The sequence below is a fragment of the Streptomyces sp. NPDC060064 genome, from assembly GCF_042736455.1.
GTDB lineage: Bacteria > Actinomycetota > Actinomycetes > Streptomycetales > Streptomycetaceae > Streptomyces.
The window spans coordinates 168,427-194,230 of sequence record NZ_JBHWWF010000005.1 but is presented as its reverse complement, the minus strand read 5'-3'; the positions used below and the strand labels follow the sequence as shown (position 1 = coordinate 194,230).

Genomic DNA, 25,804 nt, shown 5'->3' with positions numbered 1-25,804 from the left:
CGCACACCACGCAGGACCAACTGACGTCACCGAGAAACGGGCCTGGCGGCAGACACGCGGCTACCAAGACCTCAAGGGCCATCTGGCATTACCCGGCAACTGGCCGTGCCGCTCGACAGCCCGTCCGGCGTCGTCCGTTGCTTCCTCATTGGCCGCTCAGGCACAGACTCCAGCGAGCGGGACCTGGCCTTCGCTACAGGATGCTGGTGCCCTGCGCGGAGTCGGACCCGTCGCCTACCGCACCTGTGCTCGGTCGGTCACGAACCAGTCGAGCGCCGCAGTCAGCTCCGCCGGCTTCTCCACCGGCAGTTCGTGGCCTGCGTCCACCATCCGGATCAGCGCGTCCGGGTAGTCCTTGGCCATCCGAAGCATCTGCGCGACGGGCAGCTGGATGTCGTGGTAGCCGTGCACCAACAGCGTGGGCGTGCGGATCTCGCCGACCCGGTCGAGGACGTCGAAGGCCCGCATGGCGGCGTAGCACGTCATGACCACCTCCTGCGACGTGGCCGAGGAGGCCCGGATGTACTCGCGAATCTCCTCGCGCGGGTAGCCGGGGGCAAAGGCCCGCTGGATGTTGGCGGCGACGAACAACTTGAACGGCACCAGCGTCGATGCCGCCATCAGCAGGCCCCTCCCCCGGCTGTAGGTCATCCGGCTGATCGAGTTCACCAGTACGAGGCGCTCGATCCGCTCGGGATGACCGAGGGCGAGGGTCTGCGCGATCATCCCGCCCATGGAGTGGCCGACGGGTATGAACCGGTCGACCTTCAGGTGGTCGAGGAGGGCAAGGACGTCCGCGGCCAGCTCTTCGATCGTCCGCGCCCCCGACCCGCTGCTCTCGCCGTGCCCGCGCAGGTCGAGCCGTATGACCCGCCGCTTCGGGGCGAAGTGTACCGTCTGGTGGTCCCAGCGGTGCCGGTTGGCCGTCCAGCCGTGGATGAACACCAGGGGCACGCCGTCACCGTCACGGGGGCCCTCGTCGTCGTACATCAGTGCTGCGCCGTCGAGAGCGAGCTGCGGCATGGGTCGTTGCCTCCTGAGGTGTGGTCGGGGTACGGCCGGATGCTGCCTCCGGCCGCCCCGGAAGACGTCCGTCACCGCCGCTTGCCGAGGAAGTCGAAATGTGCCCGAACACATCGAGGGCGGCGCCCCGGCCGAGGAACGTGTCGGGGTGACCGTAGCCGGGAATCTCGGTGTACGCCACGTCCAATTGCGGCTGCCGCTGGGCGAGTACCTCGTGGCAGAGTTTCTGGGAGTCCAGCCACAGCCCGTTGTCGCTACCTGCGAGCAGCAGGACGGGGGTGTCCGGTACGGCCGACCGCGTCCAGCACGTTGGGCGGCAGCGCCCCGTAACGGTGGTCTCCGTCGTGCTGGCGCGCCTACGCTCCGGGCCGGCTCGATCCGGCGCAGATGCGGCAGGATCCACAACGGCGCGGGGCCGAGCAGCTCCGCGAGCCGTTTGTGGGTGGCCTCGGACAGGTACTCGTGCACGAACAGCGAAACGCCGGTGTCCCACGCCGAGTTGTGTCGCTGACGCTGATCGATTTCGCCTGGGTCGTGGTCTGCTCCTGAGGCGTTCGCAGGAAGTCTGGCCGCCAGGGCCGCCGTGGGGCGACGGTAGTTGTAGTGGTTCTCCCAGTCGCGCAGCTCGTCGTTGAAGGCGCGATGATGACCCCGTCGAGGAGCCGGTAGAACTCTTCGGCATCGATCCGGTGGGAGCGTTCGACCTTGCCGTTCAAGTGAGCGGTGGAGCACAACGGTTGGCCCCACGCCCTGATCTGTGGGTCTCTGAACAGACCGTGACAGTGCTCGGATCTGACCGGGACAAGATATGGAAATGGCTTTGACCAGGCCGGACAACGTGCGGCTGTCCGGGACAGCCGTTTGTCATTGCCCTGCTCCGGCAACAGCAGAAGGCTCGTCGCTGACCGGTCAACCGATGAACCCTGCTGAACTGCGGGGCCGGACGCAGTCCAGCTGAATCGGATCTGAAGCGAGGAGAGTTCATGCGGTTCCACCAGACTGACCGCGGCACGCTGCGGGGGAAGATCAGCCTCATGGCGGCATCCGGAGTACTCGCGGGTGTCGGCTTGCTGGGAACGGCTGCGAGCACCCACGCTGTGGAGAGCGGGGCGTCAGGCGCCAGCGCCGTAACCTGCAGTGTCGGGGTCGGCCACACCGCGGTATGGGCGAGGTGCAGCGGCACCGGTTATGCCCGACTGAGCTACTGGTGCAAGACCACACCGTGGGGCGACACCTGGCAGCTGAAGCGCACGGGCTACGAACGAGTCAACGGCTCGCACACCATCAGTCGCGAGTGCGCGTACGAGGCAGCCAGCCCAAGCTGGGACGCGCGCTGACGACAGAGCAACCTGGCCAGGCTCTATGCCTGTCACGCTGCACCTCAGCCCGTACGATGAGCTCGACGGTGGGCCACGCACAGCTCGGGCCTACAACAAGGCGGACCCCAGCGGCGATAGCGCACTCAACGCCGACAAGCGGGGTGTGTCACCTGAAGGCCCCGATGTTCCGTGCCGCCCACTCGGCGAAGGTCCGGGGTGGGCGGCCGAGAACCTGCTCGACGTCGGGGCCGATCCGCTGCTCGGCGGGGTTGGGCTCGCCAAGGATGTCGAGGGTGGTCTCGACCACGGGCTCGGGCATGAACTTCAGCATCTGCGCGCGGGCCTCGTCCCGGGTCTGCTCGATGAATCGGATCGGCTCGCCGAGCGCGTCGCCGATGGCTTCGGCTCGCTGCCGGGGCGCGCTGAGGGCAGGCCCGGTCAACTCGTAGACCTGCCCGGCGTGACCGTCCTCGCTCAGGGCTGCGGCGGCGACATCGGCAATGTCGGCCGGGTCGATGGTCGGCAGGCCGATGTCACCGAACGGCGCGGCGATCGTCCGTCGGGCACGGACCGGCTCGACCCAGGCGTACGCGTTGGAGTCGAAGCCACCAGGCGGCATGATCGTCCAGTCCCATGCCCGACTGCCGGACGGCGTCCTCGAAGGACCGCCCCATGCCCCCATGGGATGCCGACTGCGGTCGGGTTGCAACTCCTTGGGAGGAGAGCAACACGACCCGTCCGACTCCGCCGGCTTTCGCGACGTCGAGGATGTCCTGCGGGCTCAACAGATACACACTCGACATGAGAGCTGATCGTCTGGTGGCGACGCTGCTGTTCCTGCAGACGCGCGACCGGGTGCCCCTGGCCGAGGTGTCAGCGGAACTCGAGGCGGCCGAACGGACCCGCCGTTGGCTTCCTCCTTCGCGGCAGGGTGCTGTGGGCCGGTTATCCGTGCCGGCGCAGGTCGTGGAAGAAGTCCTCGATGACGTGGAGCTGCCCGGAGCGGGCCGTCTCGTCGTAGACGTATTTGCCGACGGCGAGGTCGAGTACGCCGAGGCCGAAGGGTGAGAACACCAGTGGCCGGTCTGTGGGGGGTGTCACTCGTCCGGTCATGACGTCGTCAAGTGTGCCGTGGAGGAAGTCGCGGTTGCCGGTGAGCTGTTCGGCCAGGTGCGGAGAGGTGTTGGCTTTGAGGCAGTGTTCGACGTCGTCGACGATGTTGGTTGAGGCGAGGATGATCTCGGGTGCGAGGTCGCGCAGGGACACGTGCAGGACCAGGGGGTTGTGGTCGAACCAGGCCGGGTCGCTGATGTGCGGCTCGCCGGCGATGGTGGCGAAGACGACGAGGTCGCTGGAGCGGATCAGTTCCTCGGGGCTGTCGTGCACGGTGATCTGTCCGGCCGTGCCGGTCTGTTGGAGGTAGTCGCGGAAGCCGGCGGCGCTGTCGGGTGACAGGTCGTGGACGCCGGTCTCGTCGAAGGTCCAGCCGGTGCCGGTCAGGAAGGTGTGGATGTAGCGGGCGATCAGGCCCGTGCCGAAGAAACCGATGCGGGTGGGCCGTTGCCGGTTTCGGGTGAGGTGGTCGGCGGCGAGGGCAGCCGATGCGGCGGTGCGGGTGGCGCTGATGATGGAGCTTTCCAGGCAGGCGAAGGGGTAGCCGGTGTCGTGGTCGTTGAGGATCAGGACTGCGGAGGCCCTGGGAATGCCGGCCTGGACGTTGTCGGGGAAGCTGGAGATCCATTTGAGACCGTCCACCCGCACTTGCCCGCCGATCGAGGCGGGCAGCGCGATGATCCGGGAGGAGGGGCGGTCGGGGAAGCGCAGGAAGTAGGAGGGTGGGTTGACCGACTCTCCGGCGGCATGCAGCTGGTAGGTGGCCTCGACGAGGTCCACGATCTGCTTTTCCCGGTCCTGCAGGGCGTGCTGGACCTGGGCGCCGGAGATCACTGCGAACGGTGGCACGGTGTGCGGCTGGGACATGGCGGGCTCCATTGCGGTGGAACGGACGGTAGTCATCCGGCGCTTACCTCGGTCGTCGGCGGGCACTCGGACAGGCGCAGCGGCTCGGCCATCGCGACGAGTACCTCGCGTGGTCCTTGGAAGGCCTCCCTGCTGTGCGCGGTGCGCACATTGTCGACGAGCATGACGTCGCCGGCCTGCCACGGCTCGCGGGTGGTGTGGGCCGTATAGGTGTCGTTGAGGAGCTGGATGATGTCCGGGCCGATGGGGTCGCCGCCTCCGAAGTGAGTGTTGAAAGGCAGTCCCTCGGCGCCGTGGACGTCGATGAGGTATTCGCGGATTTCGGGTTCGATCGTCCATTCGTTGAGGAAGGCGATCTGGTTGAACCAGCAGCGGCGGCCGGTGACCGGGTGGGCCGTCACGGCGGGGCGGCGCTGGCGGGTGCGCAGGCTGCCGTCGGGTTGCCAGGCGAATTCGATGGCGCCTGCGCGGCAGTAGTCCTCGATGGCGGTCCGGTCGTCGGTGCCGAAGACCTCGGCGCAGGGGGCGCCGATCTCGTCGTTGTAGCTGCGGGTGAGCAGCCAGCCTTCCTGTTCGAACCGGTGGACCAGTTCGGGCGGCAGTGCCTCGAGCACGGTAGGGGCGTCGGCGATGGCGGTGGCTCCGCCGGTGGTGGGTGCGGTCACGCAGGCAAACAGCATGAGGCCGGGGGGATGAAGGGTGTAGCTGAGCTCATGGTGCATGCACATCGGCTGGTTCGGCGGCCAGGTCGAGGAGGAGTACACGCCCGGGGTGTAGGTCTGGCGGGGGGCGAATGCTTCCTTGTCGGTCATCAGGGCGGGGGCCAGGCGGCGGAGGACGGCGCCGGCCTGGTCCGCGTCGCGGAGCTGCAGGCCGCGGATGAGGAGCACGCCGTGTTCGGTGACGAGGGAGCGCAGGTTGTGGCGATGTTCGGCCGCCCAGCCTGGCGCGTCGTCGGGGGCGTCGGTGTGCAGGATCGCGGGTTTGCCGGGATGCAGGTCCACGTTGAGCAGGCACGCCGGGGTCGGGTACGGCACGGTGCTCTTCCTTTCGATGTGGTTCAGGAGGAGGCCAGTAGTTCGGTTGCGTGTCGCTGGGGTCTGTCGTCGACCAGTTGGGCGAGGTCGGCGAGGACCGGGTGGCCGGTGACGTCCTTGGGGGACACGGCGCGGTCCAGGGCAATCGCAAGCTTCACCGCCGACAGTGAGGTGCCGCCGCGGTCGAAGAAATGGTCCCGCCGTCCGATCCGGTCCTGCGCCATGCCGAGCACCGTCGCCCAGGCGGCCGCCAGCCGCTGTTCGGTCGGCGTGGCCGGCGGCTCGTGATCGTCCTCGCCGGTGCCGAGTTCCAGGGCGAGCGCGCACAGCTTCTTCTTGTCGATCTTGCTGTTGGCGGTCAGCGGCAGACTCTGACGCCAGTGGAAGGACGCCGGGACCATGTACGCGGGCAGTGAGACGGCCAAGCGGTCCTGCAGGATGCCGGGCTCGAGGGGCTGGGGGCTGCAGTAGAAGGCCGCCAGGTGCTTGCTCTGGTCGGCCCGTTCGACCACCACCACCGCGCCGTCGCGGACATCGGGGAGGCGCAGCAAGGTGTTCTCGATCTCGCCGATCTCGATCCGGAACCCGCGGATCTTGACCTGGGCATCGCGGCGGCCGAGGAACTCCAGCTTCCCCGAAGGGTGCCAGCGGCCGTAGTCGCCGCCGAGGTAGAGCCGCATGCCTTCGCGGTGCGGATCGGCCAGGTAGGCCGCCTGGGTGCGTTCGGGGTCGTTGATGTAGCCGCGGCCGACACAGACTCCGGAGAACGCGATCACGCCGGGGGCGCCGAGCGGTACAGGTGTGAGATGTTCGTCGACGACGTAGATGTGCACGTTGTTGACCGCGCGGCCGAGCAGGATCCGGTCCGGCACCCGGTCCATTACCTCGTGGTTGGTGTCGTCCGAGGTCTCCGTCAGCCCGTAGGCGTTGACCAGCCCGATCCCGGGCTGAGCGGTGAACCAGCGCTCGGCGAGCTCCTTCTTCAACGCCTCGCCGGTCACCGAGACGCACCGCAGATCGGGCAGCGTGCGGGGGTGCCGTTCGAGATCGGACAGAACGGCATCGAGATACGACGGCACGACCTGCAGCACCGCGACCCCACCGTCGATGATCTTGTCGAGGAAGCGGGGGACGTCCAGGATGACTTCCTGCTCGACCAGCAGGGTCCGCCCGCTCACCAGCAGCGCGGAAACCAGCTGCCACAGCGAGATGTCGAAGCACTGCGGCGCGGTCTGGGCCACCACCTGCCCCTCGCCGATCCCCAGATCGTCGATCTTGGCGTAGAGGTGGTTGAGCATGCCCGCGTGCTCACACATCGCCCCCTTCGGCTCGCCCGTGGAGCCGGAGGTGAAGTAGATGTAGGCGAGCTGGTCCGGGGCTACGTCGATGCCGGGATCACCGTCGGGATGGTCCTCCGCGTAGGCCGTGTCGACGAAGAGCCTCTGCACCTCGGGCAGCGAGTCGAGGGCCTGGTCGAGGGTGGTGGTGCTGCCGGGTTCGGTCAGCAGCAGGCCGCATTCGGCGCGGGCCAGTGTGGTCGCGATGCGCCCGGCCGGGAAGTGCGGCTCGACGGGCAGGTATGCGCCGCCGGCCTTGAAGACCGCGAGGACGGCGGCCAGCCAGTTGAGGTTGCGCTCGGTCACCACCGCGACGACGCCTTCGCGGCCAAGGCCGCGGGCCAGCAGGGCGTGTGCCAGCCGGTTGGCGCGGGCGTTGAGCTCGCGGTAGGTCCACTGCTTCTCGCCGTGCACGGCTGCGACGGCATCCGGATGTGCCCGCACCCGCTCCTCGAACAGCTCGTGCACCCGGCGGTCCGGCAACTCGCGGCGCGGTCCGGCCAGCCCCTCGAGCTGGAAGCGCAGTTCCTCGTCGGACAGCAGGCTCTGCCGCCCGTGCCCGGCATCAGGGTCGGCGGCGATCAGTGCGAGGGCGGTGAGGTGGTAGCCGGCGATCCTGGCGGCGCAGTCCGCGTCCAGCACGTCGGTGCGGTAGCGCAGCCGCAGCGCGAGTTGGTCGCCGTCCTGTGAGATTCCCACCTCCAGCACGGTGTCCTCGGCGAGGTCGCCGCCGCCTCCGGTGAGGTCGAGCACGGTTTCGAACGGCGCTTGGGTCAGGCCCAGTTCGCGCCTGAGGTCATCGACCGGGAAGTCCTTGTGCGCCAGCAGTTCCGAGGCGACCCGATGGGAGTTCAGCAGCAGCGCCCGCCACGAGTCAGGTGCGGTGGTCAACCGACACGGCAGCGGTCGGCTGGCGTCGGCGTCGGCGACGTAGCCGGTGGTGATCTCCTGCTCGCCGGACAGCGCCGAGAGCACCTTGGCATGCGCCGCCAGTAGTACCGAACTGAGCGGCAGTGCCAGCTCGTTCGCCAGTCGGTGCGACGCCGTCATGATCTCGTCGGGGACTGTCGTCTTGTACTCCCCCACGCCGTTCACGGGGTTGAGGGTCCAGCGTGGGGCGGGGGTGAAACCGCCGGCTGTCAGTACGCCGCGCCAGAACTCCCGGCCGGCCTCCATGCGAATCGGTTGCGTTCCCATTGGGTCTTTCCTCCGCTTGTTGCTGTTGCCGCGGTGTCAGTTGCCGGCTGCCGTGGCGGCGCATGTGTCGTTGCTGCCTTGGCGGGCCGGCAGATGAGCCTTGTTGTCCCGCATTTCCCGGGCCGGGTTTCCGCCCCACCCGGTGTGCTGGGGGATTTCCTCGCCCTTCATGAGGAAGGAGTCGGGGGCGAGCACAGCGCCGTCGCCGATCGTCACGCCGTAGTGGACGAAAGCACCGACCCCGAGGGTGCAGCCGGAGCCGATCGTGCTGCGGTCGGACTTGAAGGCACCGTCCTCCTGCGAGTGGCACTGGATCACGGTCCCCGCATTCAGCGTGCTGTCGTCGCCGATGGTGACGAGCGTCCGCTCCGGGAAGAAACAGCCATCGTCGAAGACCCGCTTGCCGAGCCGGACCCCCAGCAGCCGCCAGATCACGTTCTTGAAGGGGGTGCCGTTGAAGACCTCGACGTAATCGACCGAAGCCATCTTCCAGAAGCGTTCATGCCGCCAGAAGGCGGGCTCGTAGATCGAGCAGTACAGCGGTTTCAAGGCCTTGAATCCCGTGGCGGCCCGTTCGATCAGTGCGAAGTAGACGACGGTGAACAGGAGGGTAAGGACACCGGCCAGCGCGATCACCGACGCACCGAGCGAGGGGTAGAGGTCCGAGGCGCCCATGGCGATGAGGGTGATCACGAAGAGATGGACCCACCGCGCCAGCAGGTACAGCCCCGCGGTGCCGGCATTGTGCTTGTTCTTGGCGGCGAGGCGGCGGTGAAGCTCGTCGCCGCTCTCCAGGTGGTTGAACTTGTTGTCACGCTCGACCGTGCGCGGGATCTCGAAGCTGGGCGAGCCCAGCAGGCCGACGCCCTCCCGCACCGGTCCGTCGATCGGGACCATGACCTTCGTCGCGAGCAGGCAGTTGTCGCCGGTCTTGCCCTGCGAGGGATAGGCGACCCGGTTCCCGAGGAAGTTGCGGGGCCCGATCGACACCCGGGACACGCGGAAGGACGTGCTCGAGAAGTCGGCGTTCATGATGGACAGCCCGTCGGCGACCATGGTTCCGCTGCCGACGGAGCTCAGATACGGACTCTCGTGCTTCACTTCCGTGCCGAAGTTCGACCCGGTCTGCTCGACGCGGGACAGGTCGTATCCGAGGTAGCGCAGATAGTGGACGATGCTGGAGCTGTCCCCGAAGAGCGTGGCGAAGAACTTCCTGTTGGTCATGAGGGCGATCGCCCGCTGGATTCCGTAGTGGAAGCCGTACAGCGGATAGGCCTTGTCCGCCTTGATGGCGAGGTTCAGCACGCGCGGCACCGTGCCCACGACGAGGAGGCCGGCGAGCGCAGCGCCGAAGAAGAGCACGAAGGAGGCGGTCAGGGCGTCGAGGTAGAACGTCCAGCTCGTGAAAGCCGCAGGCTCCGGGTTCAGCAGCGCATGGAACTGTGGGACTTCGGCGCGCAGTACGCTCACGCCGCCCATCGCCAGCGGCAGGTACACAACCAGTGTGTTCAGCAGCTGCAGGATGCTGTAGACGGCCCTTTTGGAGGTGCCGCAGTCGGCGGGGTCGACTGCCCGGTAGTCCACCTCGGTCCGCTGCGCCGGGGACCCGTGCCGGCGCTCGCCGTCCGGCACGACCTGCCCGGCGTGCAGGGAAGAGGCGTGGCCCAGCTGGGCCCCGTCGCCCATCGAGGTCTCGATGTCGAGCACCGTGTGCTCGCTGACAAGCACGTCCTTGCCGAGGGTGACCGTGCCGGTCTGGATCAGGCCGGCGTGGGCGCGGTAGCAGGAGAAGAGCACGTCCTTGCGGACGACCGTGTCGTCACCGATGGTGAGCAGGTCGGTGCACACCGGAATCGCGCGGGAGAGGATGGTGACGCCTTTGCCGATCCGCGCGCCCAGTGCCCTCAGGTACAGCACGTAGAGCGGTGAACCGGCGAACAGGCGCAGGGGGCTGGTGCGGATCAGGGTCTTGACGACCCAGAAGCGCAGGTAGCCCAGGCTCCACACGGGGAACTCCCCGGCATTCCAGCGGCCGATGAGTACCCACTTCGCCAGGACTGGAAGAGTGCACAGTCCCAGGAAGCTCGCGCCGGCGAACAGGACCGACCGCAGATAGGCGTCGAGCAGACCGGAGCCGGCGGAGATCCACTCGCAGCCGCGGACGGCGACAAGGGCGGTGAGGTAGGAGTATCCGAGGAAGATCAGGAGCTGCAGCGTTCCGCAGAGGACATAGCGCAGCGTGCCGGCGGGTGCCGGCACCTCAGTCGGTACCTCGGCCGACGGCGGGGCCGGCGGCGGGACGGGGGCGGGCGCGGCGTCGGTGAGCGCGGTGGCCAGCGTTCGGATGGTGGGGTTTCGATAGATGTCCTTCATCGACACCGAGGGCAGGTCCGCCCGCTTTCTGACCCGGGCACAGAACTGGGCCATCACCAGGGAGTCGGCGCCCAGGTCATGGAAGAAGTGGCTGTCGAGGTGCACCTGCTCGACGTGCACGATGCCTGCCAGCACCTCGGCCAGGACGCTCTCGGTGCCGGTCGTCGGTCCGGTGTACCCGGCGTTGTGGATGGTCGAGATTTCAGCCGGATCGGCCGTCAGGACCTCGATGGATTTCCCTGGCACGTGAGCTCCTTGAGTGCGTTTCGATCAGCGTCGGTCAGTGCGGACGGATTCTTGAGTCCCGCCTCTCCAGTAGGCCCGGCCGGGGAGTTCCTGTCCTGCCCCTGGATTTCGGGGCTTGACGCAGCAAACCGGCCTTGGTAGCCGGCCGCTGCTGCCGGTCTTCGCCTTGTGTTTCCTTGCGTTCCGGTGCGTCGCCTGGCTTACGACCGCGTACACGGGCAGCCGTCTCACCGCGCGACAATCGCCCAGCGATAGCGCTGACAGCCCCTCCGGCCCGGGCGATCTGCCGAGCCGGAGTACGCCGGCAGGGAGGCCACGGCAGGCCGGGCACAGCCGTAGCCACGGTTCACCTGAAGCCGCAGATGACCCGGTGCCGGCGATCTTTCACCCCCGACCCAAGCACGACCAAAGCCGCCTATTCACGAGCCGGTGTGTGTGTCAAGTCCCGAATTTCGGTGGCATGACAGGACCGCCCCGATTCGGGCGTACTGGAGGTGTTCCGGCGAGTGACATCTCGCCGGCGAATTCTTCCCTGAGCCGCGCCGAGACGGATGAGCGGCATGCGGCGCTCCGCCACAGTTAGGAGGCGATCATGCCCGTCATATCCGTTCCGCAGGACTTCAACGAGGACGAGCTCTACGTCGACCTTGAGGGGATTTTCGGGCACCCGCTGTTCCTCAAGTGCGAGGGCTTCAATTTCGCCGGCTCGATCAAGCTCAAGGCCGCCACCGAGATGGTCGAGGCCGCCGAACGCGACGGCCTGCTGACCCCGGACTCGGTCCTGGTCGAGTCGTCCTCGGGCAACCTGGGTGTGGCCCTGAGCATGATCGCAGCCAGCAAGGGCTACCGGTTCCTGTGTGTGACCGACTCCCGCTGCAACCTGGCGACCAGGTTGATGATGGAGGCCCTGGGCAGCCAGGTCCACGTCATCACCGAGGCCGACCCGGCCGTCGGCTTCCTCGGCGCGCGCATCGACCACGTCCGCGCTCTGTGCGCCTCCGACGACCGCTATGTGTGGCTCAACCAGTACACCAACCCCAGCAACGGCATGGCCCACTACCGCAGGACCGCCCCGGCCATCGCCCGGCAGTTCCCGGACCTGGATGTGCTGTTCGTCGGGGCCGGCACCACCGGGACCCTGATGGGCTGCGCGCGCTACTTCCGCGAGTGGCACCGGCCGGTGCGCATCGTGGCCGTCGACAGCGTGGGCTCGGTGACCTTCGGGGGCGCCCCGGGCCGGCGGATGATTCCCGGCCTGGGCACGAGCAGGCGCCCCCCGCTGCTGGACGAGACCTACATCGACGATGTGGTGTGCGTGACGGAGGCCGACACCATCCAGACCTGTCACCGGCTGGCCAGGCGTGGGTTTCTGTTCGGGGGTTCCACCGGCACAGTGGTCAGCGGCGCGATGGACTGGCTGGCCCGGCAGGAGGGACGGGAGCTGACCTCGGTGGCCATCGCCCCGGATCTGGGTGAGCGATATCTGGAGACCATCTACCAGAGCAACTGGGTGCAGGACCTGTACGGCGAGGACGTCCTCGGCTCCCAGACGCTGACCACGGCATCCCAGGCGGCCTGACCCCCTTGCGGCAACCGCGCCGCGCCGCACCCGGGCGGTGTGAGCCGGTGCGGTGGCCGGGGCCGCTCCCAGGGGCGGCGGAGGTCTTCGGCGAGGGCGCGGGTGAGGCGGAGCTGGGTATGGGCAGCGGTGATCAGCTAGCGGGCAGCCTTTTTCGGCCAGCTCTCACTGCGGACTGAGCTGAATTCCGCAGAAGGCGTACATCCGTTGCCGCTACTGCAGCTGATGGAGACGGATGTCAGCTCCTGGATGAGTGAACGTCAGCGCAGAGGGCGACGACAGCCAATTCGCCGAGCGGTAGCTTCTGTCCGTACCGCGCTGACGCGGGCAGGTCTACCACGACCATGATCGCATCTGCGCACACCAAGAGAGGGTGACACCGACTCGACCGATGATGAGCGCGCCAGCCGCGCCAGGTGCCGCCCTAGACTCGAAGGGGGAACGACGAATGCGACCGAAGGCTTTAACGAGGACACTCGTCGGTGTCACTGCCGTCGTCGGAATTGCCGCCGGAAGCCTGGCGAGTGCGGGCGCCGGCTTCGCGGCGTCCGCGCCGACCTCGATGCCGGCGGCGAGCTCCGAGGCTGTCGTCCCGCTCGCGGTGGTCAACCTCGGCCTGAGTACGGCGCAGGCCAAGAACGTCCAGTGCTGGCTGAAGGCGAACTGGGGATACACCGGCGCGCTCGACGGGCAGCTGGGCACCAATAGCTGGAAGGCGTTCCAGCGCAACCTCAGGGCGTACTGGGGCTACACCGGCGCGATCGACGGAATCGTCGGAAGCGGCACGGTCAAGGCGTTGCAACGCCTGCTGAAGGACAGCTGGGGCTACACCGGCGCGATCGACGGGGACCCGGGACCGGGGACCCAGGCCGCGTTCAAGCGCTTCGCCAATGCCTGCAGCAGCTGGTGTTGAGCGACTCTCGATATGAGCGCGTGGGCTTGTTCTGTACGGTCTGACCTCGAAAAACGTCCCGAACGGTGTCACTCAGCCGGGAGTTCGGCAGGCGGAGACGGCGGTCCTGGCTGTGATCCTTCGTGCTGATCCAGAGCGCGGGTTTCACTGGCCCCAAGACCGCCGTCGGCCAGAAGCCGCCTATCAGGACGAGCCGCTATCGTGCAGCAGTGACCGGTACTGCACAGCCTCCACTGCTCTTCCTCGATGTCGACGGACCACTCATTCCCTTCGGAGCGACGCCGCAGCAGTACCCAAACGGCTATCCGACCTATCCGGTCCCCGAACCGCAGGACGCCAACGCGAATCCGTTGCTGGCCAGGATCAATCCGGCGCACGGGCCCCGGTTGGCGGCGCTGCCGTGCGATCTGGTCTGGGCCACGACGTGGATGGCCGACGCGAATGAACACATAACCCCGCGGATCGGCCTGCCACAGCTGGCATTGGTGATTTGGCCGGAGTCGTCCGACCAGGAAGGGCAGGACGAGCGAGACGGACTGCACTGGAAAACCCGCGCCCTCGTCGACTGGGCAGCCGGACGCTCATTCATATGGGTCGACGACGAGATCACCGACACCGATCGCGCCTGGGTATCCACGCACCATCCAGGACATGCTCTGCTCCATCGCGTCGACCCCCGCCAGGGCCTCACCGAATCGGACTTCGTCACTCTCGACGAGTGGTTGCGCAGGACTTAACAGGCACCCCGCCGCTCGGCGGCTTAAACCTGCCCGAGTCAGCTTGTCCGCGACACGCCGAACCCCCGAACTTCACAAGACTCTTCATCACCTTCTGTGAGCGGACCGGCGCGCTCGATGTTCCCGAGAACTGATTCAAGATCAGTTCGGTTGAGCAAGCCTGCTCGTGGACGCAGTCTGTTCCATAGGCGCGCCCGCAGAGTCCCTGCGGTCCGCGCTGACGGCGCGGTCCCACGCGGCTTCGGCACCGTCCACCTCGCCTCCGAACTCACCGCGACCGCCATGGGCTTGCCGTGAACCGTGCCGCGCGCGCCGACACCACGCGCCCCTTGATCCCGGCGGTCACGAGCATCGTCGTGAGCAGGATAGTCGCGGGCGGTCGCGGGCCCTTCACGGTTGCGCGGGGACGGCGGACAGGGATGGAGGTTCAGGCGACTGCGTGCCGGACGCGCCGCCGGTGACCGGCCCATTCGTCTCGTCCTTCTTCCAGGGGCCGACACCGAGCTTCCCCGTCGTGCCCAGGTCGAGCTCCGGGATCACCATCACCGGGTCGGCACCGGGCTTCTCCCACACCCTCACGTAGGGGGCGTTCACGGGATTGCCGACACCGGCTTCTACGGTGTTGCGCCAGACCAGACCGGCGTAGGCGCGCTCGCCGGGCTTCAAGACCAGCGGCTGTGGCACGCCGTCGGCTCCGGTGCCGGTGGCGACAGCGCTGCCGCCATGGAGGATCTTCACGCTGTTGACGGGCTTGTGGCCCTCGTCGAGGAGTTGGAGCTGCGGGTAGCCGTTGAGCCGGGTGGTTCGGGTGCCGCAGTTCTCCAGGTGGAGACTCACGACGCGGAGTCCCATGGCGGCATCGCCGTCATCGGCGTACACGCGCACTCCCGAGGGCGGGCAGGGGCCCCCTTGAGAGGGTGCTTCGTCGGCGGGGACGCTCCTCACCTCGGCGATCTGCACGCGTACATTGCCGCGTGGGTCCGAGGGAAGTCCGCCCATGGCGACGGTGCGCTTCACGGTCTGACCGGGCTTGACGGACGGCACTGTCTGCTTCGTACTTGTCAGCGCCTCTCCGGAATCCGACAGGAACTCGAAGGCGATCGTGTAGGTGAAGGGTTCGGTCTCGTGGTTGGTCACCTTGAACTCGGCGCAGGCACTGGCGCCGCCGCTCGAGCCGGTGATCTTTACTCCGTCCTTCTCCAGACCGGAAGGGTCTCCAGGCAGGGCCGAAGTGCCGGGCGCGCCCGGCGTGTCGGAGGCCTGAGGCCCGCAGGAGGACTTGCCGGGAAGATCCGGCGTGTCAGACCCCTGCGTCTGCTTCAAGCCGGCGCTCAGCGAATCGCCCTTCTGCGATCCGCAAGCCGTGAGCAGCAGGACGCCGGCGACGACGATGGGAAGGGTGAGGGAGTCGCTACGCATTCACCAAGTCGATCAGGACTAGACCACGCCAGGCCGTGACGGAAGCCACACTTCCAGTAACAAGCCGGTCACAGGCGAGCGAGCAGTGCGGACGGGAGCGTACGACCTTCCCCGCGATTGGGGCCAGGGCATGGTGGCGGTTCGACCTCGGGTTTCACGCGTGGGCAGAGCCGGAGCTGTTCAGCGATGCCCTCGGTGCGCATCGCAGTGTGGTAGTGCGTCCGGCCCGGCAGCACCGGACGGCGAACCCGCGTTCGGCCAGCAGCGGCCTGATCCCTCCGATTGCCCGGCCGATCGTGGAGGACCCGACCTGATGGATCACGCCGAGGGCCTCGTGGGTCAAACCGGTGCGCAAGTGGACCAGGGTGACCAGCAGTCGGTCGGTGAACACCAACTCGCATTTTGGGCCCAGCGCCGGCCTGGCGCCTCCCACCGCGGCGCGAGTTCGGTGACAAGCTCGCCAAGGTGTCCCGGCGACAGCCCGCAGAAGGCGTAATGGGACATGGCCGCGCGGGCCTGACCAAGGTTCACACCTCCACAACCTAGTGGGCCACCAGCACGTCACCGCCTGCGTGAAGACGCGGTCAGGCGGGCTGCCACAGCTCGACCCGATTGCCCTCAGGATCGGTGACCCAGCCGAATCGACCGACACCCTCCATGTCCTGCGTCTCTTTTGCCACGTCCGCTCCCTTGGCGCGCAATTGCGCGAGCATCGCATCCAGGTCGCGGACCCGGAAGTTGAGCATGGTCTGCTGGGCGCGGGACCCGAAGTAGTCGGTCTCGGACTCGAACGTCGCGAACACCGTCATCCCGGCTCCCTGACGCCACAGGCCCAACTCATCGGCGTCCAGGCCCAGGCATTCGCGATACCACGCGCCCAGGGCGGTTGGGTTGGCGGCCCGCATGAAGTATCCACCGATTCCAAGCACACGTTCCATGCCGCTATCTTGCCAGGACGGCGATCGGGCGTGGTGGCACCACACCATCGCCCGCTTCACACCCCGCCGTCTCAATCGCGGGGGAACTCGATACCGATGAGAACCGGTTCGTCCCCGAGCTCGCCAAGATCCCGCGCGAACCTGGCGGGAGCTGACCTCGGTGACCATCGGCCCCGGATCTGAGTGAGCGGTACCTGGAGACCATCTACCGGACCAACTGAGTGCAGCGTCTGCACGGCGAGGACGTCTTCGGCTCCCAGGCGCTGACCACCGCATCCCGGGCAGCTGCCCCCCGGACACGGTGAAGCCCTCGCACATCGCAAAGACCGAGCGGCACAGGCCCATCTGACGACGTGCCGGTTGTCCCTCGCACGGGACGTGGGTGTCCCGGTCCTCACTGACCTGTGCCACCCGTCGCCTCCCCCGGGTGGGGGAGGTGGATGCGTCCGGCGGAGGATGTGACCCGGCGGGTAAGGCCGGAGGCTGGGATTCCTGCTGATGGAAGGGGAGTTCGGGTGGAGCGCTGGGATCGGGTCGGGCGGAGCGCGGCGTATGGGGCGGCGCTGGCGTTGTCGCCGTACTTGCTGATCAAAGTCTCGTGGGTGGTCGGCGCGCTGATGGGCGTGCTGCCGATCGGTGATGGGTTCGGCTTGGCGGAGTGGGTGGTGCTCAACACCGTCACGGTTGGTATGGCAGTGATCGGGATCGCACTGGCGCTCGCTTTGGTGCGGCCGTGGGGGATGCGGATACCGGGGGTGCTGGTCGCGTTCTGTTCCTGGGCGGGATCGGGGTTCCTCGTCTCGGTGCTGCCTTTCGTTCTGTTCAGTGCGCTCCGGGGCGGCGGCTCGCAGGAGGGCGGGGGCAGCGACGATCCGGCCATGCCGGTCTGGGAGGCGGTGCTGGTCCAGTTCAGCTTCGTGGGGATGGGGCTGGGGTTGGCTCTTGCGGTCCCGGTGTATCTGCGGCGCCGCTGGCCGGATGCGTTCATCGGGCGCGTCGGTGACGGTCCCCGTACGGTGCCGCCGTGGGCGGCTGTCGTCGGTGCCGCGGTCGGACTGGTCTGGATCTACTGGGCGGTCGGCGGCACGTTGGGAATTGCCCACCCGGCCGAGCGGAACACCGACGGGTACGTGTTGGCAGCTGTTTGGGGGTTCTGGGCACTCGCCGGAGCCGCCGCCATCTGGATGGGCGCCGGGGCACGTCCTGCCCGGTTGCCGCGCTGGCTCCCACTGGCGTTCGGGTGGGTGGGGTCGGGCTCACTGTTCGCGTGGAGCGCCTGGAAGCTGCCCCTCATGCTGTATGTAGCGATGACGGATCCGGCCGATGTCACGCCGCCGGAGAACCCCACCGTCGCGGTGGCGGTGCATCTCTGCGCTGTGGTGGCAGGCGCGGCGATGATGCGGACCCTCGTCCGCACGCGTATCCGCGACGCCGAGTCCCCTGCCCCTGCCCCTGCCCCTGCCCCTGCCCGAGGTTGCCATTCGACTCGAGGGCTCTGAGTGCCTTAGACGGGCGAAGGCCGCCCCCTGAAGCACCGGTCGAGGGTGAGATGATCTTGATGTGGCTGGTGTGATCACGGCCTCGGAGCCGTCTTGGACATCCCCGTTCACCGGGCTGAGCCCGCGCCTGTTCGGCAGGCTGGTGGCCATGCTGCGGCGGGAGGGTACGGACGCGGTCCGCAAAGGGCCGGCCGTGGAGCCTTCCGCTGGAGGACCGGGCTCTGTTGGTCGCGGCCCACTGGCGCACAAAACTTGACGATGCGCCAGATCGCCCCGCAGTTCGGGGTGTCCAAGTCAGCAGCGGCACACCTCCGGGGCCGTGTCCGACGGATCACGCTGGGTTCTCGTCGCCTGGCACGGCGTCTCGCTGCCTCGATTGCCGTACTGTCGCGCCCTGTCCCTAGTCGGTGGCCCTGTGCGAGGGTGACGCGCATGGGTACGACTCTGGACGGGCGCCGAATTCCGCCCCCGCACGCCGATGAACGCGCCATGCTGGAAAGCTGGTTGGAGTTTCACCGTGCCACGCTCACGCTGAAGTGCGAGGGACTCGACGACCATCAGCTACGCCTGGCTTCGGCTGCACCGTCGCCGATGACGCTGTTGGGTCTGGTCCAGCACATGGCGGAGGTTGAACGCAACTGGTTCCAGCGGGTGTTCGCCAGACAGGATGTGCCACAGGTGTACGCGGAGGGGAAGGGGGATGGTTTCGCGCTCGCCCCAGACCGCGGGATCGACGAAGCTCTGGCCGTCTGGCGAGCAGAAGTCGCACGGAGTCGCGAGCTGATCGCCACCTCCTCACTTGACGACTCCGGCAAGCTCTCGGACCAGGAGGCCCGGCTCGTCGGGGACCAGGAGCTTTCGCTGCGCTGGATCCTGGTCCACATGATCGAGGAGTACGCGCGCCACAACGGCCATGCGGACCTGCTCCGGGAGCGTATCGACGGTGCCACGGGCGCCTGATGGCTGACAGGCAGATTCAGGGCGGAGCCATAGCCGGATCGCTGCGATGGTGACGGTGCCGTGGTAGGCGTAGGCGCGCTTGTCATACCGAGTTGCCACGGTATGGAAGCCCTTGAGATTGTTAATCGTCCGCTCGACTTCGTTCCTGCGTTTGTACGCAGCCGGTCGAAGCCGGGCGGGCGATCACCGACAGAGCCACGGGCCAGGCGGTGTCGGGTTTGGTCCTTCTTCTCCGGGACGGCGCGGATCTGGCGTCTCCGCAGGTAGGAGCGTATGCGGCGAGAGGCGTACGCCTTGTCCCCCGCTGATCGCGTCCGGTCGGGTGCGGGGGGCCGCCGCCCTGACGGGACACGCGGATCCGCTCGACGACGACCTCGAAGACGGCGCCGTCGTGGGTCTGTCCCGGCGTGACGAGCAGGGCCAGTGGGCGCAGTCCGCCCTCGCAGACCAGGTGGCTTTGCTGGCCAGGCCGCTCGCGCGAGCGCCCGAGTCCCTCGTCCTCGCGGTGCTGGGCCGGGGCCCCTTTTTTGCCCCGCCTGCCGGGGCGGTCTTGCGGGCGTCGGCGGCGTGCTGGTGAGCGCGGCAGGAGGTGGAGTCCACGCCGACCTGGCTCAAGTCCAGCCGCCCCTCGGCCTCCGCATCGGCCTGGATCGCAGCACGTTCCGATCCCAGGTGGCGCCGACCAGCGCCGATGACGGCCGGGCGGCGGGCCGGGCGAGGCCCGTGGCGATTACCCGGTCCGGAGCGGTGTCACGGCTCTGGCGTGCCGCTGCTTACTGGGCCGGGCCGAGGTGGGGACTCGGCCCGGCCCAGTAGGCAGCGGTCGTGCAGCGCGGCGTATGCCGGGGACGAACGGGCGCCGGGTCGCCTTCTTGGCGGATTCTCGCTCGGGCAGCCGGGCGTCACAGTCCCAGGGAGATGGCCAGTCGGGTGAGTTCGGCCGTGCTGTTGATGTTGAGCTTGGCCCGGATACGGCGGAGATAGGCGTCGACCGTGTGCTTGGAGAGCCCCATGTGGCGGGCCGTTTGCAGGTAGGTGCGCCCTGCGGCGATATGTCGCAGTGTCTCCCGCTCACGCGGGGCCAGCGTAGGTGTGGGGGCTTCGATGTACGGCGTGGTGAGTGTGAGGCTCATGGGATTTCCTCCGACGGATCGGCTCGGTCATCACTGCTCACACCCTCGGAAGCAGGGGACATATGCCTGAATACGGCTATTTGTCCGCTTTCAAAAAGCGTGCCCGGGCAACTTCATGACGGTGTCCGCCGACTGTCACAGGCCTGTCACAGGGCACGCCCACAGGCGCGCCGTGCACGATCACTTTCCGAAGACCCCCTTTTCCGCCTCCGCCGGCGGGGGCGGGCGGGCCGGGCCGTCATTTGAGCCGCCGGTCACCTCCTCTGGCATCGCCGGCGGCCGGGGCCTGGGGCAGGGCCCCTCCTGACAGCGTTGGATTGGTGCTCCGTGCCCCTCGGGATCATGCTTGTCAGGAGGGCCCCGGCCGTGCAGGTTCCCGAAGGGCGAGATGAGCGGCGATGGAGCGACTTCCCACCCCTCCTGGTGAGCGGCCGGACGAGTCGGACGCCTCCCCCGAGTCGGCATACACGGCCACGGCCACCGTCAATGAGCAGGGCATCGTGACGGGGTGGAGCGAGGGTGCCCAGCGGCTGCTCGGCTACGTGCCCTCGGAGGTCGTGGGGCAGACCGCCGCCCGGCTGCTCGCCGATGACGTCGGCGAGACTGCCCGGCGGGATGCGGCCGGGCGGGAGAGGTGGAGCGGCACCGTGGCGCTGCGGCACCGGGACGGCCACCGGCTGGAGCTGGGACTGCTCGCGCATCGCCGGACGACGGACGGCCCGGTCACCGAGTGGCTCGTGGTGTCCGCCGTGGTGGGCAAGCCCCGCACGCCCGGGAGCGAAGCGCTGAGGGAATGGACGTTCACCCAGTCCCCCGACATCCTGGCGATCTTCGATGCGGACCTGCGGCTGGTACGGGCGAACACCGGCATGGAGCGCGCACTTTCCCTCACGGAGGCCGAGATGCTCGGGCTGCACCTGCCGGAAATCGCGCCGTATCCCGTGAGCGACGAGGCCGAGAACAAGATGCGCCTGGCGCTGGAGACCGGCGAGCCGCAGTACGTGGAGGCCTACATCCGCCCCACGGGTGTCAGCCCGGATCGCGGCTGGTCGACCTCCCTCGCCCCGCTGAAGGACCCCGACGGCCGGGTGCGCGCAGTGTGCCTGGCGGCGCACTCCAGGTCCGGGGAGTACGTCGCCCGGCAGCAGATGCTCCTGCTGAACGACGCCGGCGCCCGCATCGGCACGACCCTGGACATCGCACGCACCGCGCAGGAACTGGCCGACGTCGCCGTCCCCCGGCTCGCGGACTTCGCAGCCGTCGACCTGCTCGACCTGCCCCAGCACGGCGACCAGCCACCCTCCGCCCCTCCGGCAGGGCCCATCACCATGTGCCGCACCGCTGTGCGGTCGGCCCTCGAAGGGAGCCCGGAGTCCCTGGCCGCGGTGGGCGAGACGACCACCTACCCGGCGCTCTCACCGGTGGCCGAGTGCCTGGCCCAAGGCCGTAGCGCCCTGTACGAGGTGACCGACCCCGCCATCGCCCGGTGGGCGGCCCAGGACCCCGGAGCCGCCTGGATCCGCGAGGTGGGCACACACTCGGTGATGGTGGTGCCGATGCGCACCCGCGGCATCACGCTCGGCGTGGCCTTCTTCAGCCGTCACCAGCGCCGGGAGCCCTTCGAACCGGACGACCTGCTGCTGGCCGAGGAGCTCACAGCCAGAGCGGCGGTCAGCATCCACAACGCCCGCCGGTACACCCGCGAGCGCACCACCACCATGACCCTGCAGCGCAGCCTGCTCCCGCATACGCTGCCCGACCAGGCGGCACTCGAGATCGCCTCCCGCTACCTGCCCGCCGGTACCCAGGCCGGCGTGGGCGGCGACTGGTTCGACGTGATCCCGCTGTCCGGCGCGCGGGTGGCCCTCGTCGTGGGCGATGTGGTCGGCCACGGCATCCGCGCCTCCGCCACCATGGGCCGGCTGCGCACCGCGGTGCGCACCCTGGCCGACGTCGAGCTGCCGCCCGACGAGCTGCTCACCCACCTCGACGACCTCGTCATCCACCTGTCCGCCGACGAGGGCGGCACGGAAGGCGCCGCCGAAACCGCCGGAGGCATCGGCACCACCTGCCTGTACGCGGTCTACGACCCGGTCTCCCGCCGCTGCACCCTCGCCCGGGCCGGCCACCCCCCGCCCGCCGTGGTCACCCCGGACGGCGCCGTCTACTTCCTCGACGTCCCGGCCGGCCCGCCGCTGGGCCTGGGCGGCCTGCCCTTCGAGACCATGGAGACCGAACTGCCCGAGGGCAGCCTCATCGCCCTTTACACCGACGGTCTGCTCGAACCCCGCCACCACGACATCGACGAAGCCCTGGACAAGATGTTCGCAGCCCTCGCTCACCCCGCCCCGACGCTGGACACGGTCTGCGACAGGGTCCTGACGGCCATGCTGACCCATCGCCCCGATGACGACATCGCCCTGCTCATCGCCCGCACCCGGGTCCTCCACGCCGACCGGGTCGCCGCCTGGGACCTGGTCTCCGACCCCGCCATCGTCGCCCAGGCCCGCAAGAACGCCACCGACCAACTCGCTGCCTGGGGACTGGACGACGCCGTCTTCATCACCGAACTGACGGTCAGCGAACTGGTCACCAATGCCATCCGGTACGGCCGACCGCCCATCCAGCTACGGCTCATTCACGCGGACAGCACCCTGATCTGCGAGGTCTACGACTCGAGTAATACCGCCCCGCACATGCGACGCGCCCGGACCTTCGACGAAGGAGGGCGGGGCCTGCTGCTGGTCGCCCAGCTCGCCCAGCGCTGGGGCACCCGGCACGCCCCCATCGGCAAGACCGTCTGGGCCGAGCAATCCCTTTCCGGGGGCTGAGGACCATCCAGGCGCGATCAGACGGCACCCGCAGCGGGAGGGTCCGCGTGAGGGGGCCTGGTCGTCGGCTTCTCGGTCGGCGTCCGTTGGCGACGCGTCAGGAGGGGAAGTCCTTTCCCATCAGCGCGGCCCAGTCGCCGGCGAGGTACTGCCGTTTCCAGGCGTCGATCTCGTGTGCCGACATCTTGTATTTCTTGGCGGCCTCGGCGTTTGTCGTGGGTCCGTGCAGTACGACCATCACGATCCGTACCTTGTCCGCCAGCGTGAGCTTTTCCTTCGGCTTGTCCGGCAGGTCCTCGAACCGGGTACAGCCGTGCGTGCCGGGCTTGCCGGGCTCTCCCGGCTGGCCGGGGGCGCCGCCCTTGCCGCTATCGCCACCCTTGCCGCCGTCACCGCCGTTGCCACAGTCCGCGCCGCCGACGAGGTGAGCGACCTTGGCCCGGTGGCCGAGACCTGTCGCGGCGTTGTGCGGTGCATGTGCGGCGCAGGCGACGCCGGCGGCAAAAGCCAGTGAGGCCGGCGCCAGGATGAAGCGACGTTGCCAGAAACTTCTGGGCATGGGAAGTCCTTAAGAATTGGTCCCGGTCCGGGAGGTCTTCGGGGGGCCGGAGCCCGACGGGGTGGAGGCCTCGGGCCTCCACCCCGTCGGGGTGAGCCGTGGCGGCCCGGACGGAGTGGGCCGTCCGGGCCGCGGGGTGTGACGGTCGGGAGAAGCCGCCGTCTTAGGTGGCGTCGCCGCCTGCGCCGCCGGCGCCGCCCACGACACCACCAGCACCGCCGTCACCACCAGTGCCGCCCTGCGTGGTGCCGGCTCCGCCCTTGCCGCCGTCACCGCCCACGACACCACCGGCACCGCCGTCACCACCAGTGCCGCCCGTGTCGCCCTTACCGCCCGTACCACCGGCGCCGCCTACGACACCACCGGGACCGCCGTCACCACCAGTGCCGCCCGTCTTCTTCGGGGCGTCCTTCGGGGCGTCCTTCGGGGCGTCCTTCGGAGCGTCCTTGGGGTCATCCTTCGGAGCGTCCTTGGGAGCGTCCTTCGGGTCGTCCTTCTTGTTGTCGTGCTTGTTGTCCTTCTTGTTGTCGTGCTTGTTGTCCTTCTTGTTGTCGTGCTTGTTGTCGTGCTTGTTGTCGTGCTTGTTGTCGTGCTTTTCCACGTGAGCGACGAGGCTCACCGCCGGCGAGGCCGGCATCGGGGCCGCCATCGCGGAAGAGGCCGGCAGGATGGCGACCCCGGCCATGAAAGCGCCCGAGGCAAAAAACGCGGCAAAGCGCAGGTTCCGACGCTTGGGACGGGCATCGCTGTGGGTGGGAACGTTACGAGTCATGGTTTTCTCCTATTGATATAGAATGGATTCTTTTTAAAGGGGAAGATCCTAGTAAGGACTTCCGCCTTACCGTGCTGCCTCGTTTTCCCTTCCGGTGAGGCCGCACTTCAAGTAGGCCCGGGCGACGCAGCGCGGTCACGTTCCGATAAGTCGTGGCTTGACGCAGCCGTAGGCGTCGGGTAAAAGCGCGCAAAAGGTCGGCCGATGGGCAGCGGTCGGCCATTCTCCGACCCCACATCGGCCGGCCCGGCAACACGCGCACCGTGACAGCCCACCCCGCGCGGCGAGGCCCATCGACAGCCGCATCCGTATGACGGCACACCACCGCTCACCTCGGCGGCCCGCGAGCGCCGCTGCCGCGCCCTGCGAAGCCGCACGCAGCCGCCCCACTCGGCGCGAGCACCACACGATGCATACGGCAGCCCTGCCGCGCGGGCACCTGCGCCATGCTCCAACTGCCCTCCTCCTGCGACGGTTTCACGCAGCCGAGCTTCCAGGACGGAGGGTTCTGACACCGCGTCACAAGCGGGGCCCGTCTATCGCCGCGCCCTACCTGCACCCATCCGCAGCGCGAGGACGAGGCCACGGCCGCGCGGGGACGCGGGCGCACGCCGGACCGTCCCCCTAGGCCGTGTCCGCGAGAACGAAACCGTCATGGCAGTCAGAGCCCCCGGCCTGAACGACTGCGCGAGGGCCTCGGTGCGGCGACAAGGCCACGGGCATCGGCCGCCCAGGCCTGAAGTGCTCCCGGCCATGGCCTCGCCGAAGAGGGGCGAGGTGCCTCACTGCGGCAGCCTTGCCTGCACCTCGCGTCGGTTTGGTTCCGCTTGTGGTCCGCGCAGCTGATCGCGCGGCCTGCGTCGTCGGCGTGGATGCAGTAGTCCTGTTTTGTCATGGCCGTTGCAGATGCCGGCGAGCGCCGGTAGCACGTCGCCCTCGCCGAGGACCAGCGCCCCGCCCGTGCAGTCGTCAACGCGGCCAGTGCTTTTTACGGGCAATTACCCGATGTCTTCGACTGCGTCAAGCCACGACTTGTCGGAGCGTGACCAGGCTGCGCTGCTCGGGCCTACTGGAAGTGCGGGCCCACCGGAAAGGAAACGGGCGGCACATCCGTGCTACCTACCGAATTCCCGGGCCACACGTCATGAATCCGCCCAGAGGAACCGAGTTCTTGCTCATTCCCACATTGGTGAGAGCACGCAAAAGAGGGACATAGATTTTTATGAATGACACCATCTGGACGCGTCGTCTGGCCGTTGTCGCCACCTCCGCCCTCCTGGGCGTCGGCGGTGTCCTGATACCGGCTTCCGCAGCGTTTGCAGCGCCGACAGCGCAAAGCGTGGCGAAATCGGCAGTCACCACAGACCGCAAGGACCACAAGGAGCAAAAAGGCCACAAGGATAAAAAGGACCATAAGAAGGACCACAAGGGTCACGACGATCTTTGCCGTCCCGGTGATGGCGGAAACGGCGGGAACGGCGGCAACGGCACGGGCACCGACGGCACTGTCTGTACGGCGCCGGGCGGTGCCGGCACTGGAGGCGCCGGCGGTCGCGGCGGCAACGGCCGCTGCGGCGGCAACAGCGGCAAGGCCGGCCGTGGTGGCGCCGGCAGCGGCGGCAAGGGCGGTCCCCCGTGTCCCGACGCGCCCAAGCCGCCCAAGGACGACACCGGCAGCTCCTCCGCTCAGGACGCGCCCAAGCCGCCCGCGCCGCCCGCCCCACCCGAGCCGCCCAAGGACGACACCGGTAGCTCCTCTGCTCAGGACGCGCCCAAGCCGGCCGGGGATGTCATCGTCAAGTGACGTGGGAAGACACCGGAGGTAGATGACGTACCAAGGCTTGTGAAGCGCTCGAGTCGTGGGGGGGGGGGCCCGCGGGGGGGGGGGGGCCCGGGCGGGGCCGGCCCCCCCCCCCCCACCCCCCCCCCCCCCCCCCCCCCCCCCCCACCCA

The 25,804-nt window shown here is 68.4% G+C and carries 19 protein-coding genes and 3 pseudogenes; 9 read left to right on the top strand and 13 right to left on the bottom strand.

What is annotated here, in order from left to right:
* Window positions 1–234: 234 nt before the first annotated feature.
* The gene (locus tag ACFWDI_RS08925) at window positions 235–1,023 is read right to left on the bottom strand and encodes an alpha/beta fold hydrolase (protein ID WP_385302257.1); all 789 of its coding nucleotides are present in this window, start codon (window positions 1,021–1,023) and stop codon (window positions 235–237) included.
* A 983-nt stretch (window positions 1,024–2,006) separates the two neighbouring features.
* On the opposite strand from ACFWDI_RS08925, the gene ACFWDI_RS08920 reads away from it, so the two are divergent.
* On the top strand, window positions 2,007–2,360 hold the full coding sequence (locus ACFWDI_RS08920) for a hypothetical protein (RefSeq protein WP_385302255.1): 354 nt from the start codon (window positions 2,007–2,009) through the stop codon (window positions 2,358–2,360).
* Between the two features lie 148 nt (window positions 2,361–2,508).
* Here the strand turns inward: ACFWDI_RS08920 and ACFWDI_RS08915 are convergent.
* The 5 genes and pseudogenes from ACFWDI_RS08915 to ACFWDI_RS08895 form a co-directional block, all read right to left on the bottom strand.
* A pseudogene (locus tag ACFWDI_RS08915) lies at window positions 2,509–3,139 on the bottom strand (NmrA family transcriptional regulator); the annotation flags it as partial.
* 148 nt (window positions 3,140–3,287) lie between these two features.
* Entirely contained in the window at window positions 3,288–4,358 is a 1,071-nt protein-coding gene (gene sbnB, locus ACFWDI_RS08910) for a 2,3-diaminopropionate biosynthesis protein SbnB (protein WP_385302254.1), read from the bottom strand.
* Window positions 4,355–5,359 carry a TauD/TfdA family dioxygenase gene (locus tag ACFWDI_RS08905; RefSeq protein WP_385302251.1) on the bottom strand — a complete coding sequence of 335 codons (1,005 nt, stop codon included), beginning with the start codon at window positions 5,357–5,359 and terminating at the stop codon, window positions 4,355–4,357. The genes sbnB and ACFWDI_RS08905 overlap by 4 nt, the downstream gene beginning before the upstream one ends.
* Window positions 5,360–5,382: 23 nt before the next feature.
* The gene (locus ACFWDI_RS08900) at window positions 5,383–7,872 is read right to left on the bottom strand and encodes an amino acid adenylation domain-containing protein (protein ID WP_385302455.1); all 2,490 of its coding nucleotides are present in this window, start codon (window positions 7,870–7,872) and stop codon (window positions 5,383–5,385) included.
* A 57-nt stretch (window positions 7,873–7,929) separates the two neighbouring features.
* Window positions 7,930–10,512: a Pls/PosA family non-ribosomal peptide synthetase gene (locus ACFWDI_RS08895; RefSeq protein WP_385302249.1), complete on the bottom strand. Its 2,583-nt coding sequence runs from the start codon at window positions 10,510–10,512 to the stop codon at window positions 7,930–7,932.
* Between the two features lie 592 nt (window positions 10,513–11,104).
* On the opposite strand from ACFWDI_RS08895, the gene sbnA reads away from it, so the two are divergent.
* From sbnA to ACFWDI_RS08880, 3 genes are all read left to right on the top strand, one after another.
* Window positions 11,105–12,091 carry a 2,3-diaminopropionate biosynthesis protein SbnA gene (gene sbnA / locus ACFWDI_RS08890; RefSeq protein WP_385302247.1) on the top strand — a complete coding sequence of 329 codons (987 nt, stop codon included), beginning with the start codon at window positions 11,105–11,107 and terminating at the stop codon, window positions 12,089–12,091.
* A 448-nt stretch (window positions 12,092–12,539) separates the two neighbouring features.
* The gene (locus ACFWDI_RS08885; protein ID WP_385302245.1) at window positions 12,540–13,004 is read left to right on the top strand and encodes a peptidoglycan-binding protein; all 465 of its coding nucleotides are present in this window, start codon (window positions 12,540–12,542) and stop codon (window positions 13,002–13,004) included.
* Window positions 13,005–13,213: 209 nt separating this feature from the next.
* Complete coding sequence (locus tag ACFWDI_RS08880; protein ID WP_385302244.1) at window positions 13,214–13,741, top strand: HAD domain-containing protein; 528 nt, start codon at window positions 13,214–13,216, stop codon at window positions 13,739–13,741.
* Window positions 13,742–14,131: 390 nt separating this feature from the next.
* Here ACFWDI_RS08880 and ACFWDI_RS08875 read toward each other — a convergent pair whose 3' ends face one another.
* The 3 genes from ACFWDI_RS08875 to ACFWDI_RS08865 form a co-directional block, all read right to left on the bottom strand.
* Window positions 14,132–15,160 carry a DUF4232 domain-containing protein gene (locus ACFWDI_RS08875; RefSeq protein WP_385302243.1) on the bottom strand — a complete coding sequence of 343 codons (1,029 nt, stop codon included), beginning with the start codon at window positions 15,158–15,160 and terminating at the stop codon, window positions 14,132–14,134.
* A gap of 154 nt (window positions 15,161–15,314) precedes the next feature.
* On the bottom strand, window positions 15,315–15,551 hold the full coding sequence (locus ACFWDI_RS08870; RefSeq protein WP_385302240.1) for a transposase family protein: 237 nt from the start codon (window positions 15,549–15,551) through the stop codon (window positions 15,315–15,317).
* Window positions 15,552–15,744: 193 nt separating this feature from the next.
* On the bottom strand, window positions 15,745–16,098 hold the full coding sequence (locus tag ACFWDI_RS08865; protein ID WP_385302239.1) for a VOC family protein: 354 nt from the start codon (window positions 16,096–16,098) through the stop codon (window positions 15,745–15,747).
* A 515-nt stretch (window positions 16,099–16,613) separates the two neighbouring features.
* Here ACFWDI_RS08865 and ACFWDI_RS08860 point away from each other — a divergent pair.
* The 3 genes and pseudogenes from ACFWDI_RS08860 (at window position 16,614) to ACFWDI_RS08850 (ending at window position 18,557) form a co-directional block, all read left to right on the top strand.
* Window positions 16,614–17,597 carry a hypothetical protein gene (locus tag ACFWDI_RS08860; protein WP_385302237.1) on the top strand — a complete coding sequence of 328 codons (984 nt, stop codon included), beginning with the start codon at window positions 16,614–16,616 and terminating at the stop codon, window positions 17,595–17,597.
* A gap of 61 nt (window positions 17,598–17,658) precedes the next feature.
* Window positions 17,659–17,909: pseudogene (locus ACFWDI_RS08855) on the top strand (transposase family protein); the annotation flags it as partial.
* Window positions 17,910–18,029: 120 nt separating this feature from the next.
* Complete coding sequence (locus ACFWDI_RS08850) at window positions 18,030–18,557, top strand: DinB family protein (RefSeq protein ID WP_385302453.1); 528 nt, start codon at window positions 18,030–18,032, stop codon at window positions 18,555–18,557.
* Window positions 18,558–18,578: 21 nt separating this feature from the next.
* Here ACFWDI_RS08850 and ACFWDI_RS08845 read toward each other — a convergent pair.
* Together ACFWDI_RS08845 and ACFWDI_RS08840 are read right to left on the bottom strand one after the other, a co-directional pair.
* Window positions 18,579–19,254 (bottom strand): annotated as a pseudogene (locus ACFWDI_RS08845) (IS5 family transposase); the annotation flags it as partial.
* Window positions 19,255–19,459: 205 nt separating this feature from the next.
* Window positions 19,460–19,690, bottom strand: a complete 231-nt coding sequence (locus tag ACFWDI_RS08840) for a response regulator transcription factor (RefSeq protein WP_385302235.1) — start codon at window positions 19,688–19,690, stop codon at window positions 19,460–19,462.
* A gap of 398 nt (window positions 19,691–20,088) precedes the next feature.
* Here ACFWDI_RS08840 and ACFWDI_RS08835 point away from each other — a divergent pair, with 398 nt between their 5' ends.
* Window positions 20,089–22,521, top strand: coding sequence for a SpoIIE family protein phosphatase (locus tag ACFWDI_RS08835; RefSeq protein WP_385302233.1), 2,433 nt, complete (start codon window positions 20,089–20,091; stop codon window positions 22,519–22,521).
* A 97-nt stretch (window positions 22,522–22,618) separates the two neighbouring features.
* Here ACFWDI_RS08835 and ACFWDI_RS08830 read toward each other — a convergent pair whose 3' ends face one another.
* Window positions 22,619–23,080, bottom strand: a complete 462-nt coding sequence (locus tag ACFWDI_RS08830; protein ID WP_385302232.1) for a DUF1153 domain-containing protein — start codon at window positions 23,078–23,080, stop codon at window positions 22,619–22,621.
* 163 nt (window positions 23,081–23,243) lie between these two features.
* Window positions 23,244–23,852 carry a hypothetical protein gene (locus tag ACFWDI_RS08825; protein ID WP_385302230.1) on the bottom strand — a complete coding sequence of 203 codons (609 nt, stop codon included), beginning with the start codon at window positions 23,850–23,852 and terminating at the stop codon, window positions 23,244–23,246.
* 1,222 nt (window positions 23,853–25,074) lie between these two features.
* On the opposite strand from ACFWDI_RS08825, the gene ACFWDI_RS08820 reads away from it, so the two are divergent.
* Window positions 25,075–25,656 (top strand): hypothetical protein, encoded by a 582-nt coding sequence (locus tag ACFWDI_RS08820; protein WP_385302228.1) that lies wholly within the window; start codon window positions 25,075–25,077, stop codon window positions 25,654–25,656.
* Window positions 25,657–25,804 lie beyond the last annotated feature (148 nt).

What these genes read in the sequence shown, in the direction of transcription:
- ACFWDI_RS08925 (WP_385302257.1), bottom strand. Translation starts at nt 1,023, where the DNA reads ATGCCGCAGCTCGCTCTCGACGGCGCAGCACTGATGTACGACGACGAG.
- ACFWDI_RS08920 (WP_385302255.1), top strand. Translation starts at nt 2,007, where the DNA reads ATGCGGTTCCACCAGACTGACCGCGGCACGCTGCGGGGGAAGATCAGC.
- sbnB (WP_385302254.1), bottom strand. Translation starts at nt 4,358, where the DNA reads ATGACTACCGTCCGTTCCACCGCAATGGAGCCCGCCATGTCCCAGCCG.
- ACFWDI_RS08900 (WP_385302455.1), bottom strand. Translation starts at nt 7,872, where the DNA reads ATGGAGGCCGGCCGGGAGTTCTGGCGCGGCGTACTGACAGCCGGCGGT.
- sbnA (WP_385302247.1), top strand. Translation starts at nt 11,105, where the DNA reads ATGCCCGTCATATCCGTTCCGCAGGACTTCAACGAGGACGAGCTCTAC.
- ACFWDI_RS08885 (WP_385302245.1), top strand. Translation starts at nt 12,540, where the DNA reads ATGCGACCGAAGGCTTTAACGAGGACACTCGTCGGTGTCACTGCCGTC.
- ACFWDI_RS08875 (WP_385302243.1), bottom strand. Translation starts at nt 15,160, where the DNA reads ATGCGTAGCGACTCCCTCACCCTTCCCATCGTCGTCGCCGGCGTCCTG.
- ACFWDI_RS08865 (WP_385302239.1), bottom strand. Translation starts at nt 16,098, where the DNA reads ATGGAACGTGTGCTTGGAATCGGTGGATACTTCATGCGGGCCGCCAAC.
- ACFWDI_RS08850 (WP_385302453.1), top strand. Translation starts at nt 18,030, where the DNA reads ATGGGTACGACTCTGGACGGGCGCCGAATTCCGCCCCCGCACGCCGAT.
- ACFWDI_RS08840 (WP_385302235.1), bottom strand. Translation starts at nt 19,690, where the DNA reads ATGAGCCTCACACTCACCACGCCGTACATCGAAGCCCCCACACCTACG.
- ACFWDI_RS08835 (WP_385302233.1), top strand. Translation starts at nt 20,089, where the DNA reads ATGGAGCGACTTCCCACCCCTCCTGGTGAGCGGCCGGACGAGTCGGAC.
- ACFWDI_RS08830 (WP_385302232.1), bottom strand. Translation starts at nt 23,080, where the DNA reads ATGCCCAGAAGTTTCTGGCAACGTCGCTTCATCCTGGCGCCGGCCTCA.
- ACFWDI_RS08825 (WP_385302230.1), bottom strand. Translation starts at nt 23,852, where the DNA reads ATGACTCGTAACGTTCCCACCCACAGCGATGCCCGTCCCAAGCGTCGG.
- ACFWDI_RS08820 (WP_385302228.1), top strand. Translation starts at nt 25,075, where the DNA reads ATGAATGACACCATCTGGACGCGTCGTCTGGCCGTTGTCGCCACCTCC.